Genomic DNA, 14,755 nt, shown 5'->3' with positions numbered 1-14,755 from the left:
GTCCTTCTTGTCTTAGCGCAAATGTTTTACGGCGCTATACGTGTCTGAATATCGGGCGTGGGCCTCTGAAAAGGCGTCTACCAGGGCCGGAACAGGCTCTATTACGCGGGAAATGGGGGGCGGCACGGCGATCTCGGCCCCGGCACCTGTGGCGGCCATACGACCCAAGCGCGCAGCCCCAAGGGCACCGCCAAAATCACCCGCGGCGGGCAGCTGGATCGGCATGTTCAGCGACGTTGCAATGGCCGACAGCCAGTAATCGGATTTTGACCCGCCACCGACGGCGATCAGGCTGTCGATGTGGGTGCCGGTGTGCCGCATCGCGTCGAAACTGTCGCGCAGGGCGTGGGTTACCCCTTCTAGCACCGCGCGGGTCATGGCGGCGCGGTCGGTGTTATGAGCCAGATGCAGGAAACCGCCCCGGATATTGGCGTCGTTATGGGGCGTCCGCTCGCCGCCCAGATAGGGCATAAAGATCGTGCGGCCGGGAGCCTGTAGCGCGCCCAGATCAGAGGTGAGCGTCCGCGCGTCCTCGTTCAACACACCGGCCAGCCAATTCAGCGAATCCGTGGCCGACAGGATCACCCCCATCTGGTGCCACAGATCCGGCAGCGCGTGGCAAAAGCTGTGCAGCGCGCTTTCAGGTGCCGCGGCATAGCCCGGCGTCGCGGCAAACAGCACGCCCGAGGTGCCAAGCGAGACGAACGCCTGACCCGGTTTCACGACACCCATCCCGATGGCCGAGGCGGCATTATCGCCACCGCCCCCCGCAACGGGGATCCCCGCAGGTAGGCCCAGTTGCGCGGCGATAGAGCCGCTTAGGTGCCCTGACACCTGCGATCCTTCAACCAGTGATGGCATCTGTGCTCGCGTGAGGCCGGACCTTTCCAGCAAAGCGTCGGACCAGTCGCGCGCGCCGGTATCCAGCCAGCTTGTGCCTGCGGCATCCGACATCTCTGAAACGGCGTCGCCGGTCAGCCAGAAACGCAGCGCGTCCTTGGGCAGCAGCACCTTGTCGATCCGCGCGAAAATATCGGGTTCATGGTCGCGCACCCATTCCACTTTGGGCGCGGTGAAACCGGGGAACACGATGTTGCCCGTGACCGCGCGCCAGAGGGGGTCGGCATCCATCGCGGCGGCCTGTGCTGCGGCGCGGGTGTCGTTCCACAGCATACAGGGGCGCAGCGGCGTGCCCGCACCATCCAGCAGAGTCGCGCCATGCATATGCCCGCTAAGCCCGATGCCCTGCACAGCGGCCAGATCAACCTCCAGCCCTGCAATCGCATCGGCGCAGGCGGTGAACCAATCGCGCGGGTCCTGTTCGACCCAGCCATCGTGGGGGCGCGACACCTGCAAGGGCGCCACGCTTTCCGCGATGATGTTTTCGGCGTCGTCCACCAGCAGGGCTTTCAGCCCAGAGGTGCCAAGATCAAGCCCCAGAAACATGGTTTTCCCCTTTGTCAGCGCCTATGCGGCGTCGCGCGCCTTGCCCATGATGATCATGCTCAGGATGTCATCCTCGGTCACGTCGCCAACCTTTTCGGTGCCGATCAGCGCACCGTTCTTCATCACCGACACACGGTCGCACAGCTCAAGCATCTCGCGGGTGTCGTGGCTGATCAGGAAGATGCCCAGCCCCTGGGCCTTCAGCTCTTTGATCAGATCGGCAACCATCTTGCTTTCATGCACCCCAAGGGCGGCGGTTGGTTCGTCCATGATCAGGATCTTGGCGTTGAAATAGACCGCGCGGGCGATCGCAACCGATTGCCGCTGACCGCCCGAAAGCGCCGAGACAGGCTCGCTTATCTTCTTAAAGTTGGGGTTGAGACGCGCCATGATCTTGCGGGTCTCTGCCTCCATCCGCGCATCATCCACGAGGCCGAATTTATTGGTCAGTTCGCGCCCCAGAAACAGGTTGCTGGGCGCATCAAGGTTATCGGCCAGCGCCAGCGTCTGGTAAATGGTCTCGATGTTGTGGCGGCGGGCGTCACGGGGCGAATGGATGCTGGCTTTCTTGCCCTCGATCCAGATTTCGCCCTCGTCCATCTGATAGGCTCCAGCGAGGATCTTGATCAGCGTGGATTTCCCCGCGCCATTGTGCCCCAACAGGCCGACGACCTCGCCCGGATACAGGTCCAGCGACACGTTATCGACGGCACGCACCCCCCCGAAGGACAGCGAGATATTCTTGAGCTCTACAAGCGGTGTCATGATTTCCCTCCCATACGGCGGCGATAGACGATGTCGATCCAGACGGCGAAAACAAGAACCGCACCGACGACGATGTTTTGCAGCGGTGCGTCAACGCCCACCATAGCCATGCCCGATTGCAGCGATTGCATGATCAAGGCACCCAGAATGGCCCCGTGGATCGTCCCTATACCGCCTGCCAGAGCCGTGCCGCCGATGACGGCCGCAGCGATGACACGCAGTTCGTCCAAGGTGCCNATGTCGTTCGAGTGGTTGGTCAAACGGGCAGAGGCAACAACCGCGGACAGCGCCACCAGGGCCCCCATCAGGGCAAAGACCTTGACCGTCAGCAGACGGGTGTTGATGCCCGACAGCTCNGCCGCGTCNGGGTTACCGCCCGTGGCAAAGATATAGCGCCCCAGCCGCGTGCGTTTTGCCATCACGGTCATGCCAATCGCCAGCGCGATCAGCAGCAANACCGAATAGGGGATNCCGTAAGACGCGGTATAGCCTTCGGGCATCACATCGCCACGGGCCTTGAACTCGCGCATCAGACGCGCGGTCGGAACCTCNTAGGCGTTCAGGATCGCGACAAAGCCCAGAATGCCCACGGCGATGATCAGACCGACCAGCACCTCGGCCCAAACCGGTTTCACGTGAAACCCGTGNTTGACCTTGTTGCGNCGTGACGACCACAGNGCCCAAAGCGCCAGAACCACGGCNATNAGCCCGANGACCCAAGACCATGTCTCGCCCANGGTTCCGTTGATTCCGCCGAACTTGCGGAAGGTNTCATCCAGNGGCCCGATGGTCTGACCGTCGGTCATATACCACGCCACGTTGCGCCAGATCAGCAGNCCNCCAAGGGTCACGATGAAGGCGGGGATCGTGAGGAACCCGATCAGCCAGCCCTGAAACGCGCCGATGATGGTGCCAAACAGCAGGCCGACGACGATGGCGATCCANGGGATCATCGGATGCCCCAGCCCCATGCCCAGCATACGCGGCAGGATATCGGTCTGGGTCATCGCCATCGCGGCAGAGCAGGTGGCCAGCATCGCGCCGACCGACAGGTCGATGTGACGGGTCACGATCACGAAGACCATACCGGTCGCCATAATGGCAACGCTGACCGTCTGGATCGTGAGGTTGAAAATATTGCGCGGCGTCAGAAAGCGCCCGTCGGTCAGCACGTTGAACACGAGGCAGACCAGAATGAACGCACCGATCATCCCTAACAGACGGGTATCGATTTCGAGCTGGCTAAGAAAAGAGCGCTTGGGCGCTGTCGGCGACGGATGTACATCTGCCCCGGTTTCGGTGGTCGTATCTGTCATGTGATTGGCTTCCGGATTGGGTCGCAATGTCAATCAGCGGGGCCGCAAAGCGCGGCAGCCGGGCTGAAGCAAACGGGTGGCACACCCCGCATCAGGGGCGGGGTGTGCGTTNTGGTCTTAGTTACAGGCCGCGACGTCTGTCACGCCTTGGCACAGGGCTTCTTTCGAAATCCAGCCGGCGTCCAGAACCGCGTTCAGGTTGTCGATGGTGACAGGCACGGGGGCCAGAAACTTGGCCGACAGGGCTGTGCCCGCAGGGGATGTCCATTCCTGCGCGCCGTCCACGTCTGCCATCTCGGTGCCGCCGGCAAGGGCAACAGCGATTTCNGCAGCGTTCTTGCCCAGATCACGGGCGTCTTTCCAGACGCTGACGGTCTGCGTGCCCTTGGCAACACGGTTCAGCGCCGCGTGGTCGCCGTCCTGGCCGGANACGGGCGTGCCTTCCATGCCTTGCGCGGTCAGCGCGGCAACGGCACCGCCTGCTGTCCCGTCGTTNGAGGCAACAACCGCATCAACGTTNTTGTCTTGCGCGGTCAGGATCTGCTCCATGTTGCGCTGNGCGTTGGCGGGCAGCCAGCCGTCGGTATAGGCTTCGGCAACGATGGTGATATCGCCNGCATCAATCGCGGATTGCAGCACTTCTTGCTGGCCGCCGCGCAGGAAGTCGGCGTTCGGATCGGTGGGCGAGCCCTTGATCATCACATAGTTGCCCTTTGGCATCGCTTCCAGCACGGCACGCGCTTGCATACGGCCCACCTCGACNTTGTCGAAGGTCAGGTANAAGGCGCGGGGGTCNTCGATCAGGCGGTCATAGCCNACAACCGGAATACCTTCGTCCGCGGCTGCGGTNATTGCGGGGCCGATGGCCTGGCTGTCTTGGGCAAGGATGATCAGCGCATCAACGCCTTGGGCGATCAGGCTTTCCACATCCGACAACTGCTTGGCCGACGACGATTGCGCATCGGCGCTGACATATTTCGCACCGGCAGCGTCCAGCGCGGCCTTGATCGCGGCCTCGTCTGTTTTCCAGCGCTCTTCTTGGAAGTTCGACCAGCTCACGCCGACGGTGATATCCTCGGCTGCTGCGGTCTGAGTGAAGCCAGCAGTGGCGACGGCCGCTGCCATAAAGAGTTTACGCATTTCTTTCCTCCCAGATGAAATGATCCGATGTCCTTGGTGGCATCGGTGACGTCGTAGTATGAGGTTGCGCACTTTAATTCAGTTGTCAAAATAAATTTTACATTATGACACAAAGAATTTGACACAGATCGGCAAAACACGGCTTATTTCCTGTGGGAGACAGAGGGATTAACCTGTTGCAGGGGAATTTCAAAATACATCGGGAGGATAAAGTTTGGCGAGCGAACTAATTCGCGACCTTGGGTCGGAGGGGTCAAAACTTGTGTCTTCAGGCTGTGGCCCGCTGCTGGCCTTGCCGCAGGATGATACACGCCCGCTGCGCCAACAGGTGTTTGAACAGGTCCGCGCGAACGGGCAGATGCCGCGCATGGATGTGGCGCGCAAGCTCAANATCAGCCCCGGGTCGGTGACCACCATCACCTCTGATCTGATCGCGCGCGGTCTGCTGCAAGAGGTAGAGGACAGCCAGCGCGGCCCCAGCCGTGGCCGCCCGCCCATTGCCCTGCGGGTCGCCCCGCAAAGCCGTTTCGTCGTGGGCATGAAGCTGTCGGACGAACGCCATACCGCGGTNTTGCTGGANCTTGCCGGCACGATCATCGCCGAGGCCCATGTCGCCAGTGCNTCGCTGCGGCAGTCTACCGANGATATGTTGNCCGAAGTCAGTTCCCTCATGGACAGGNTGTTGCAGAAATCGGGNCGCGTGATGTCCGACATCAGCGCCGTGGGAATCGGCTTGCCCGGGNTGGTGGATGCGAGCCTCGGGATCGTGAAATGGTCGCCGGTGATGCTGGACACNGANATGCCGCTGCGCGATCTGCTGTCGAAAACGCTGGGGCTGCCGGTGTCCTTGGACAATGACACCAACCTGCTGACGCTGGCCGAACTGTGGTTCGGGGCCGGTCGGGGGATTTCCAACTTTGCCGTGGTGACCATTGAACGCGGCGTCGGCATGGGGCTGGTGCTGAACAACCGACTGTTCCGCGGCGCCCTTGGCCCGGGGATGGAGCTGGGCCACACCAAGGTGCAGCTGGACGGTGCCCTGTGCCGTTGCGGGCAGCGCGGCTGTCTTGAGGCCTATGTCGCCGATTACGCCATTATCCGCGAGGCAGGCACCGCGTTTGAACGCGACCCGCGCGCCGAAAGCTCTGCCGTGTCGATGATCGAAACCCTGTATGACGAAGCGAACGCAGGCAACGAGGCCGCGCTGGCGATCTTTAACCGCGCCGGGCGGTTCCTCAGCGTCGGGCTTGCCAATATCGTGCAGTTATTTGACCCCGAACGGATCATTCTCAGCGGCGAACGGATGCGCTATGACTATCTGAACGTTGACGATGTGTTAAGCGAGATGAACTCTATGATCCTACCCGCAGGCCGCGCGCCGACCCCTGTCGATATCCACGCTTGGGGCGGGTCCGTCTGGGCGAAAGGGGCCGCCGCACTGGCCTTGTCCGATGTGACCGACGCCCTGCTGGGGGAGAATGCTGCGTGATCCATCGTTTGATGGCGGCAGCCTGTGTTTTTGCCTCTGCTGCCCATGCCGATCCGTTGTTTCAGGACATCAGCGCGGGCCTGCCCGATCACCATTATACCGGCGGGTGGGAACATTTTGTCGGCGGCGGTGTGTCGGCGTTTGACTGTTCGGGCGACGGGCTGCCCGATCTGGTGGCCGCAGGCGGCACCGCGCCGCTATTGCTGCTCAAAAACGTCTCTGACACAAGGAAAATCGCCTTTGAACGGGCTGTGATCGACCCCGAGATTACGGGGGCCACGGGGGCCTATCCTGTCGATATGAACGGTGACGGGCTGCTTGATCTATATGTCATGCGCGTCGGGCCGGACCGCGTGCTTCAGGGCGGCGCGGATTGCCAGTTCACCGATGTGACAGAGGCATGGGGCATCCCGCAAACCGATCAATGGACTACCGCCTTCACCGCCTGGTGGGAGGATGGCGCATCCTTTCCCACGCTTGCTGTCGGCCATTATGTTGACCGCGCCAATCCCGATGGGCCGTTTGGTGCATGTGATACCAACACGCTGCTCAGGCCCAAGGGCGGCACCTCGCCCCGATATACCGCGCAAGAGCTGTCGCCGGGGTATTGCGCGCTCTCGATGCTTGCCGCAGAGGATGCGCGTGGGCTGAGATCGCTGCGAATCTCCAATGATAGACACTATTATGTCTCCGGCGGGGCAGAGCAGATGTGGGACATCGCCGAACAGCGGTTCCTGACCGAAGCGGACGGTTGGGCCAAAGTTTCGCTTTGGGGGATGGGGATCGCCAGCCGTGACCTGACGGGCGACCAACGGGACGAGCTGATGCTCACCTCTATGGGGGACCAGCTGATGCAGGTGGCGCAAGCCGACGGCAGCTATCGCGGCGCGCCCTATGACGTCGGCACCTATGCGCAGCGCCCCTATGTGCCCGGCGATGGCCGCCCGTCTACCGGCTGGCACGCCAGTTTCGCCGATGTGAACAACGATGGCCGCGCCGATCTGTTTATCGCCAAGGGCAATGTCGACCAGATGCCCGGCATGGCGATGCGCGATCCGAATAATCTGTTGATCCAAGGGGCCGATGGCCGCTTTACCGAGGTTGGTGACACCGCAGGTGTGGCCGATATCGCGCGGTCACGGGGGGCGGCCCTGGCGGATTTTGATGGCGACGGGCTGCTGGATCTTGCCGTGGTGAACCGGCGCGCGCCGATGCGTATCTATCGCAATGTGACGCCCGAGGCAGGCCGCTTTGTGCGCATCGCGGTGCGGGGCGCGGGCGGCAATCGCTTTGCCGTGGGCGCGCGGGTGATCGTGACGGTGGGCGACACTGTGCAAAGCCAGCAAGTCACCCTTGGCGGCGGTCATGCGGGGGCGGTGCTGGCACCGCTGCATTTCGGCATCGGCGACGCGGCAGAAACAACGGTGCAGGTCCGCTGGCCCGATGGCACGCAAAGCGACCCCATGCGCGTGACAGCAGGCGATCAGATCACGGTCACGCAGCCCGATTGATCAGGGCACACCGCCCACGGCCAGCCCGCTTGGCACCGTGTCAGGGATCCCCAAGCGTCCCGACAGCGCCTGCGGGTCATCCAGACTGCGCAAGAAAGACACTAACGCGGCGATATCACCGGGATTCAGCCCTTTGGGCGCGCGGATCATCGCGGCTTGGGTGATGGCATCGCGGGCGGCGGGGTCGTCCATCTCGCGCCAGTCATCCCCGTCCAGCGGCGGCAGGCGCACCCCGTTTCTGTCAGCCGCGCCGGGGGCAAAGCGTTTCGCCGCGCGGGCCGGATCCATATGATCGCGCAAGAATTTCTCTATCTGGCTGTGCCCGCCCGCATGCCCCCAAGGGCCGGTCTGCATCACATTGCGCAGGGACGGCGTGCGAAAGGCATAGGCATCGGCCCCATTGCCGGTCACACCCATACGCCCCGTATCGCGGGTGTGGGTTTCAAACACGGCTGCCTTGCCGGGGCCAAGCTGCGGTGCCCCCATCGCGTGAAAACTATGGTCGGTCTGGAACGCCCCCGCGTGGCAGGCGCTACAGCCGGCCGCGCCATAAAACAGCGCCATGCCCTTTTGCGCATCGGCGTCCAGCAGGGCTGACGGATCGCGCAGATAGGCATCAAAGGCAGAGCTGTCGGACCGCCATTCATGGGCCACAAAGACGGCAATCGCGTTTGAAATATCGGTAAATCCGATGTCGTCGGGCGTGGTGATATGATCATAGACCGATTGGAACCGCTGCGCATAGTCGGGCAAACCCGCCACCCGTCGCGCCAGAATATCCCACGCGCCGCCCTGCGCCGTGATCAGACCCTGACGCACGGCTTTGGCCACGTCATTCTCCATGTTCTGGCCGGCCATCTCGTCGGGGCTGAGCACCGGAAACATGGTTTGCGCCGAGAGCAAAGACGCAAAACCGTCAAGCATATCGTCGTCCAGCGGCGTGCGGAAACCGGACGGCATTTCGGCGTCAACCTCGATCCGGCCATCGTGGAACAGCACGGTGAATTCCTTTGCGCCCAGATTGAACAACGCGGGCGAATTGCGCGGGATGCGGTGGGGCGGCATGTTGTCGGGATCCCCGCGTCGTTCCAGCCCCAGCCCGACCCCACCTTCGCCCAGACCCAGCGACACGCCATCGCTGGTGGCGAAATCAGGGTGGTGACAGGTGGCACAGGCGATATTGCGGTTTCCCGACAGGATCGGATCGTAAAACAGCAACTGCCCGAGGATCGCCTCGTCCAGATCAACGGGCGCAAAGCTGGCCGGATCAACGGGGTCGGGCAGCGGTCCCGCGACGCCAGGAAACGGCGCAAGACAAAGGGCGAAAGCGGTGGCGAGGGCGGTCTTCATCCTCGCAGTTTTGCGGAAAAACCGCTTCGGTACAAGCGTTTGACGCGGGGCGACCCGCAATCAAGACATGCCGAAAACCGCACAGACAAACGCAGGCGGGAAAAATTTCTTTTGCGCGCGTCAAAACCGCTTTAGGGTCTGAAACAAGGCCGGAAACATCGGTCAAATCAACGGTTGGAGACCACGAATGGGCAAAAGAGATGAATGGATCGCGAAATATGCCGACGATCTGCAAACGAAATGCGGCATGACGCCAGATATGGACCTGCTGACGAAAGTGACCATCGGTTGCGGTCCGTCGATCTATAACGCTGACGCGCAGACCATCGCCGCGTCGCAGGAAAGCGAGCTTGAGCTGGTCAAGAACAACTTCCTCATCAAAAAGCTTGGTCTCTCGGATAGCCCCGAGTTGATGGACGGTATCAACAAAGCCGTAGAGACCTACGGCAAATCCGAGCGGAACAAATACCGCGCGGTGGTCTACTATATGCTGACCAAACATTTCGGCAAAGAATCCGTTTACGCGTAAATCTGACCCTGTCGAACCGAAAACGCCCGCTTGGTTCAGCGGGCGTTTTTATGTCTAAAGCGTATGTCTAAATCGTGTATTAGGCTCTAGGGTTTGGTGTTTCCCAAGGCGCAGATCGCGCTCCATTGCTCTGGTGTGACAGGCTGGACAGACAGACGCGGGCTTTTGACCAGCGGCATGTCATCGAACCGGCCATCGGCCTTGATATCGTCCAGCGTCACCGGTTTTTCAAACGGGCGCACGGCTTTGATATCGACACATTCCCAGCGTGCGTCCTCGGTCGAGCTATCGGGATGCGCGGCGGCGCAGACCTCGACAATGCCGACAATCGCGCGCTCTCCCTGCGAATGGTAGAAGAACCCCAGATCGCCGACCGCCATCTCGCGCATGAAGTTGCGCGCCTGATAGTTGCGCACGCCGTCCCATTCCTCGCCCGCGCCCCCCTTGGCGACCTGATCCGGCCAGCCCCAGGTCGAGGGTTCGGATTTGAACAGCCAGTAGGCCATTACCCGATCACCCGGTTCCACGGGATCAGCTGCACATCGGCGAACAACCCAGCCTTGGCATAGGGGTCATTGTCGGCCCAATCCTGTGCCGCGGCTTTGTCAGCGACATCCAGAATGACCAAAGACCCGATCATATCGCCGGCATCATCCAGCAGCGGACCGGCCTGGGCAACGACGCCCGTGGATTTCAGATATTCCACATGGGCGGGGCGGTTTTCCTGACGCACGGAAAGCGCGCCAGCTTTGTCTTTGGCAATAAGGGCAACCAGCATGTTATTCTTCCTTTAAAGGGCGGGTCAAAAGCGCTTTCATCGCGCTTGCTACATCTAAGCGGTTCTCGACCAGACCTGCAACGGCGGCGGTGATCGGCAGATCCAGCCCGTTGTCATGGGCCAGCGCATCGACCGCCCGCGCGGTGGCGGCACCTTCGACGGTGGTGGCGCTGTCAAAGGGCTCCCCCCGGCCCAGGGCCAGCCCCAGCCGGTAGTTCCGCGATTGGGTCGAGGTGCAGGTCAGCGTCAGATCGCCAAAACCGGACAGGCCCGCCAAGGTCACCGGATCCGCGTGGTGATGCGCGGCAAGCCGCTGCATTTCGGCAAAGCCACGGGTCATCACGGCAGCCCGCGCGCTTTCGCCCAGACCCGCGCCGATTGCGGCACCGCAAGCGATGGCCACAACGTTTTTCAGCGCCCCGCCCAGCTCCGCACCCACGGTATCAGCGGTGCGGTAAAGACGCAGGTTTGCCGTTGTTAGGCTCTGTTGTAGGGTCGCGCAGGTGGTTGTGTCGGCGCAAGCAAGGGTCAGCGCCGTGGGAAGCCCCCGCGCAATATCCGCGGCAAAGCTTGGCCCCGTGAGGATCGCTGCGGTCGCATGGGGCAGCACCTCGCAGATCACGGCGACAGGGCCAAGACCGGTGTTCAGCTCGATCCCCTTGCAGCAGGCGACGATGGTCTTGCCGTCCAGCGCGGCAGCGTTGTCACGCAGAAACCCGCGCAGTTTTTGCATCGGGACGGCGGCGAGCAAGGTCTGCGCCTTGGCGGCCTCTGCCAGATCCTCGGTCACGAACAGGCCCTCGGGCAGCGGGCAACCGGGCAGGCGGGCGGTGTTTTCGCGGCTCTGCCCCATGCCCTGCGCATCCCGCGCCCATAGCGTCACCGCGCCCTTTCCCGCCAAAGAGATCGCCAACGCAGTGCCAAAGGCACCGGCCCCCAGAACGGCAATGCTCATGCTTTCGCTCCTTTTTTGCCGCTGCCCAACATGGCGGGCTGGCGTGTGTCCAGCGGCCAACGCGGACGGGCCGACAGGGTCAGATTATCGGGCGCGCGCAGATGGCTTTGCTCGATCGCGGCAAAGGCGATCATCGCGGCATTATCGGTGCACAGCGACAGCGGCGGCGCGACAAAGGCGCAGTCTACGTCGGCGGCAACAGTCTCTAACCCGCGGCCTATCGCCTTGTTCGCGGCCACGCCACCCGCAACACAAAGGGTGCGCACATCAGGCGCGTGATCCAGATATTTCCGCAAGGCGCGGCGTGTCTTTTCGGCCAGTACATCGGTAACGGCAGCCTGGAAACCGGCAGCTAGATCGGCCTGATCCTGAACGCTCAACCCGCCTTTTTCGTCGATCACCTTGTCCCGCGTGCGCAGCACCGCCGTTTTCAACCCCGAAAAAGACATGTCGCAATCGGGCCGGTCCAGCAGCGGGCGCGGCAGGGCAAAGCGCTTCGGATCGCCCGCCTTGGCCGCCTNTTCAATCGCGGGGCCCCCCGGTTGCGGCAGTGAGATCAGGCGCGCCACCTTGTCAAAAGCCTCGCCCGGGGCGTCGTCGATGGTGCCNCCCANGCGTTCAAACCGGTCCGGCCCNTGCACCAGCAGGAACTGGCAATGCCCGCCGGACACCAGCAACATCAGATAGGGATAGGGNACATCATCGGTCAGCCGTGGCGTCAGCGCATGGCCCGCCAGATGGTTCACGCCATAAAGCGGCTTGCCCGTCGCGGCAGACAGCCCCTTGGCGCACATCACGCCCGACAGCACGCCGCCGATCAGCCCCGGTCCCGCGGTCACGGCGAAGCCGTCCACATCCGCCAAGGTCAGCGCGGCCTCGGCCAGCGCCTTTTCGACACAAAGGTCCAGCTTTTCCGCGTGGGCGCGGGCTGCGATTTCTGGGACGACACCGCCGAAAGAGGCATGAAGCTCGGTCTGCCCCACAACGACGGAGGACAGCACGAGGGCGCGTTGCCCCGGCAGCTGACGCACCAACGCGGCGGCGGTATCATCGCAGCTGCTTTCCAATCCAAGAAGTAACATGGCTGTTTCCGTTGCAAGGGTGACAGGGGCCAAGTAACACCTTGGGGCAGGTGGAACAATCCTTGGGGCCCAAGCGTCAGATGACAAAACCAGCGTTGATCCTGACCCGCCCTGCGCCCGCCTGCGCGGCGTTTGCGGCCAGCCTGCCGGCTGCGCTGCTGTCGCGGGTGCGGGTGGTGACCAGCCCGTTGCTGCACATTCTACCGACCGCAGCGCCTGTTGATCTGGACGGCATCGGCGGGGTGATCTTTACCTCGGCCAATGGGGTGGCGCATGGCCCGGAGGGCGGCACCGTGCCGGCCTATTGTGTGGGCGAGGCGACGGCGCAGGCGGCTGCNGCCAAGGGCTGGCAGGTCGCGTTTCACGCCCCCGATGCNGCGCNTTTGCTCCCGATGATCAAGGCACATCGCCCCGCAACGCCCCTGCTGCATCTGCGCGGCACGCATCAGCGCGGGGATATTGCCGAACGGTTNACGCAGGCCGGTCTGCCGACACGCNCTGTNGTGCTTTATGACCAGCAGGCGCTGCCCCTGACGCGTGACGCNCAAGCCGCGCTGTCAGATGGCCCGTCGATCGTGCCGCTGTTTTCCCCGCGCACCGCCGCGCAATTCGCNGATCAGGCTCATGACACGCGGCGGGCCACCATCATCGCCCTGAGCCCCGCCGTGGCCGAGGCNCTGGACCGCACAGTGGTTCAGCAGATGCTCATCGCCCCTGAACCAACCGCCACGTCACTGCGTTTTACGCTTGAAACTGCGGTGGATTGGAACAGGTTAGCTTGAAGATCGACCTAGATGCCGTCTAAGGTTGTGCAATACGTCTGATATCAGGTCAGAATCGGAAAGGTTTTTAAGCGTGGCGAAAGCGAAAACACCCAGTTCAGGTGACGACACCCCGAAGACATCTTCGACATCAAGGGCGTCTGCTGCCGCCGCCAAGCCGAAGACCACAGCCAAGAAAACCGGATCGTCCACCGCGACAAAACCGGCTGGGACAACGGCGAAGCCATCAACGGCCAAGCCCAAGCCCGCGGCCAAGACATCTGCTGCAAGCGCGGCGAGCGCNGATAAAACCGCGACGGGTAAAGCCAGCGATGACAAAGCGAGTGCCAAACCGGAAAGCGTGAAAACCACCGACACNGCATCGANNGCCNCGAAAGCAAGCGACGNCAAAGAGGCAACGACACCCNCNGTGAAAACGGGGGGCAGTGATACAGCGGCCAAGGCNGCTTCGCCCGCGACCACCGCGACCGCCTCGACGTCTGCCAAACCCGAGACGAAGCCGAGCGACGCGAAATCCGANGCAAAGCCNGACGCGAAAGATGTAAAGCCGGACNCGGCCTCTGATAAACCGGCNACNCCCGCGTCAAAGCCAGCGACGTCAACCGCATCGACNACAACGGCGAAACCGGCCACGCCGACCAAGACGCCGCCCCCCGTCACCCCCGNGGCAGAGCCTGAAAAGCGCGGTAGTGTCTTTTGGCCGATGCTGTTNGGCGGCATCATCGCGGGCGGGATCGGCTTTGCCGTGGCGGAATATGATNTGCTGGAACAGGCGGGCATGCGCCCTGCGGACAGCTCGCAATCTAACCTGACCGACATGATCGCCGCGCAAGAAGCACGGATCAAGGCGCTGGAAGAAACAGACCCGGCCCCCGCGCCCACCGATGACGCCGCCCTGCAAGAGGTTCAGGCGCTGGTGGCCGAGCTGGCCACCCGTGTCGATGATCTGGGCAACCGCCCCGCGGCAGAGGCACCGGCCCCTGTCGATACGTCAGCCTTTGAAGAGGAACTGGCAGCGCTGCAATCCTCGGTCGAGACGCAGCGCGATGAAATTCAACGTCTGCTCGATAATGCGCTCAGCGTCGAAGAAGCGACGGCGCAAGCCGCACAGGCCGCGACGTTGCAATCCGCCTTGGGCCGGATCGTCTCTGCCGTCACAACCGGCCAGCCCTTCGAGGCAGAGATCGCCGATCTGAAAGCCAATGGTATTCAGGATGTCCCGCCGGCCCTTGCCGATACGGCGGCGACGGGCGTTGTTACTGCTGCCAATCTTCAGGACCGTTTCCCCGATGCGGCACGGGCATCGCTTGCCGCGGCACGCGCGGCCTCGCCTGATGTGGACGGGGGCGGCATTGGCGGCTTCTTCAAGCAGCAGTTGGGGGCGCGGTCGGTTGCACCGCGTGACGGGGATGACCCCGACGCGATCCTGTCCCGCGCCGAAGCGGCAATGCGCGACGGGCGTCTGGCCGATGCGCTGGCAGAGGTGAAAGCCCTGCCGCCCGAAGCCCAAGAACCCCTGTCCGAATGGCTCTCTGATGCGCAAGCGCGCCACGACGCCCAAGACGCCGTACAGACATTGACACAACGCCTGACGGCGAACTGAGGAACCTGA

The 14,755-nt window shown here is 62.8% G+C and carries 14 protein-coding genes; 5 read left to right on the top strand and 9 right to left on the bottom strand.

Going from position 1 to position 14,755, the window contains the following annotated elements; genetic code table 11:
• Nucleotides 1-12: 12 nt before the first annotated feature.
• The 4 genes from xylB to xylF all read right to left on the bottom strand — a co-directional run bounded on the left by xylB (nucleotide 13) and on the right by xylF (nucleotide 4,667).
• Nucleotides 13-1,446 carry a xylulokinase gene (gene xylB / locus CBB63_RS00290; protein ID WP_286697710.1) on the bottom strand — a complete coding sequence of 478 codons (1,434 nt, stop codon included), beginning with the start codon at nucleotides 1,444-1,446 and terminating at the stop codon, nucleotides 13-15.
• A 21-nt stretch (nucleotides 1,447-1,467) separates the two neighbouring features.
• The gene (locus CBB63_RS00285) at nucleotides 1,468-2,211 is read right to left on the bottom strand and encodes an ATP-binding cassette domain-containing protein (RefSeq protein WP_005850705.1); all 744 of its coding nucleotides are present in this window, start codon (nucleotides 2,209-2,211) and stop codon (nucleotides 1,468-1,470) included.
• Nucleotides 2,208-3,527 carry a sugar ABC transporter permease gene (locus CBB63_RS00280; RefSeq protein WP_286697709.1) on the bottom strand — a complete coding sequence of 440 codons (1,320 nt, stop codon included), beginning with the start codon at nucleotides 3,525-3,527 and terminating at the stop codon, nucleotides 2,208-2,210. The genes CBB63_RS00285 and CBB63_RS00280 overlap by 4 nt, the downstream gene beginning before the upstream one ends.
• A gap of 117 nt (nucleotides 3,528-3,644) precedes the next feature.
• A complete protein-coding gene (gene xylF, locus CBB63_RS00275; RefSeq protein ID WP_286697708.1) occupies nucleotides 3,645-4,667 on the bottom strand; it encodes a D-xylose ABC transporter substrate-binding protein in 1,023 nt (340 codons plus the stop codon).
• A 262-nt stretch (nucleotides 4,668-4,929) separates the two neighbouring features.
• Here xylF and CBB63_RS00270 point away from each other — a divergent pair, with 262 nt between their 5' ends.
• On the top strand, nucleotides 4,930-6,156 hold the full coding sequence (locus tag CBB63_RS00270) for an ROK family protein (RefSeq protein WP_286697804.1): 1,227 nt from the start codon (nucleotides 4,930-4,932) through the stop codon (nucleotides 6,154-6,156).
• A gap of 11 nt (nucleotides 6,157-6,167) precedes the next feature.
• The gene (locus CBB63_RS00265; protein ID WP_286697803.1) at nucleotides 6,168-7,667 is read left to right on the top strand and encodes a CRTAC1 family protein; all 1,500 of its coding nucleotides are present in this window, start codon (nucleotides 6,168-6,170) and stop codon (nucleotides 7,665-7,667) included.
• Here CBB63_RS00265 and CBB63_RS00260 read toward each other — a convergent pair whose 3' ends face one another.
• On the bottom strand, nucleotides 7,668-9,017 hold the full coding sequence (locus tag CBB63_RS00260; protein ID WP_286697707.1) for a cytochrome-c peroxidase: 1,350 nt from the start codon (nucleotides 9,015-9,017) through the stop codon (nucleotides 7,668-7,670).
• Between the two features lie 187 nt (nucleotides 9,018-9,204).
• On the opposite strand from CBB63_RS00260, the gene CBB63_RS00255 reads away from it, so the two are divergent.
• Nucleotides 9,205-9,546, top strand: a complete 342-nt coding sequence (locus CBB63_RS00255; RefSeq protein WP_009825680.1) for a DUF2853 family protein — start codon at nucleotides 9,205-9,207, stop codon at nucleotides 9,544-9,546.
• A gap of 86 nt (nucleotides 9,547-9,632) precedes the next feature.
• Here CBB63_RS00255 and CBB63_RS00250 read toward each other — a convergent pair whose 3' ends face one another.
• Genes CBB63_RS00250 through tsaD form a run of 4 tightly spaced genes read right to left on the bottom strand, consistent with a single transcriptional unit; the run spans nucleotide 9,633 to nucleotide 12,361 of the window.
• Nucleotides 9,633-10,052: an EVE domain-containing protein gene (locus CBB63_RS00250; protein WP_286697706.1), complete on the bottom strand. Its 420-nt coding sequence runs from the start codon at nucleotides 10,050-10,052 to the stop codon at nucleotides 9,633-9,635.
• Nucleotides 10,052-10,324, bottom strand: a complete 273-nt coding sequence (locus CBB63_RS00245) for a YciI family protein (RefSeq protein WP_005850688.1) — start codon at nucleotides 10,322-10,324, stop codon at nucleotides 10,052-10,054. Before CBB63_RS00245 ends, CBB63_RS00250 begins: the two co-directional genes overlap by 1 nt.
• 1 nt (nucleotide 10,325) lies before the next feature.
• Nucleotides 10,326-11,279: an NAD(P)H-dependent glycerol-3-phosphate dehydrogenase gene (locus CBB63_RS00240; RefSeq protein WP_286697705.1), complete on the bottom strand. Its 954-nt coding sequence runs from the start codon at nucleotides 11,277-11,279 to the stop codon at nucleotides 10,326-10,328.
• Nucleotides 11,276-12,361 (bottom strand): tRNA (adenosine(37)-N6)-threonylcarbamoyltransferase complex transferase subunit TsaD, encoded by a 1,086-nt coding sequence (gene tsaD, locus CBB63_RS00235; protein WP_286697704.1) that lies wholly within the window; start codon nucleotides 12,359-12,361, stop codon nucleotides 11,276-11,278. The genes CBB63_RS00240 and tsaD overlap by 4 nt, the downstream gene beginning before the upstream one ends.
• A gap of 80 nt (nucleotides 12,362-12,441) precedes the next feature.
• On the opposite strand from tsaD, the gene CBB63_RS00230 reads away from it, so the two are divergent.
• Nucleotides 12,442-13,143, top strand: a complete 702-nt coding sequence (locus CBB63_RS00230) for a uroporphyrinogen-III synthase (RefSeq protein WP_286697703.1) — start codon at nucleotides 12,442-12,444, stop codon at nucleotides 13,141-13,143.
• A 703-nt stretch (nucleotides 13,144-13,846) separates the two neighbouring features.
• The gene (locus tag CBB63_RS00225; protein WP_286697702.1) at nucleotides 13,847-14,746 is read left to right on the top strand and encodes a COG4223 family protein; all 900 of its coding nucleotides are present in this window, start codon (nucleotides 13,847-13,849) and stop codon (nucleotides 14,744-14,746) included.
• Nucleotides 14,747-14,755 lie beyond the last annotated feature (9 nt).

Source organism: Sulfitobacter sp. TMED3 (genome assembly GCF_002167505.1).
Taxonomy (GTDB): Bacteria; Pseudomonadota; Alphaproteobacteria; order Rhodobacterales; family Rhodobacteraceae; genus Sulfitobacter; species Sulfitobacter pontiacus.
This window is presented reverse-complemented; position numbering and strand designations above follow the sequence as displayed.

Excerpts from the sequence above, each read along its gene's own strand:
- CBB63_RS00250 (WP_286697706.1), bottom strand. The coding sequence starts at position 10,052 with ATGGCCTACTGGCTGTTCAAATCCGAACCCTCGACCTGGGGCTGGCCG.
- CBB63_RS00265 (WP_286697803.1), top strand. The coding sequence starts at position 6,168 with ATGGCGGCAGCCTGTGTTTTTGCCTCTGCTGCCCATGCCGATCCGTTG.
- CBB63_RS00245 (WP_005850688.1), bottom strand. The coding sequence starts at position 10,324 with ATGCTGGTTGCCCTTATTGCCAAAGACAAAGCTGGCGCGCTTTCCGTG.
- CBB63_RS00240 (WP_286697705.1), bottom strand. The coding sequence starts at position 11,279 with ATGAGCATTGCCGTTCTGGGGGCCGGTGCCTTTGGCACTGCGTTGGCG.
- xylB (WP_286697710.1), bottom strand. The coding sequence starts at position 1,446 with ATGTTTCTGGGGCTTGATCTTGGCACCTCTGGGCTGAAAGCCCTGCTG.
- CBB63_RS00260 (WP_286697707.1), bottom strand. The coding sequence starts at position 9,017 with ATGAAGACCGCCCTCGCCACCGCTTTCGCCCTTTGTCTTGCGCCGTTT.
- CBB63_RS00255 (WP_009825680.1), top strand. The coding sequence starts at position 9,205 with ATGGGCAAAAGAGATGAATGGATCGCGAAATATGCCGACGATCTGCAA.
- CBB63_RS00285 (WP_005850705.1), bottom strand. The coding sequence starts at position 2,211 with ATGACACCGCTTGTAGAGCTCAAGAATATCTCGCTGTCCTTCGGGGGG.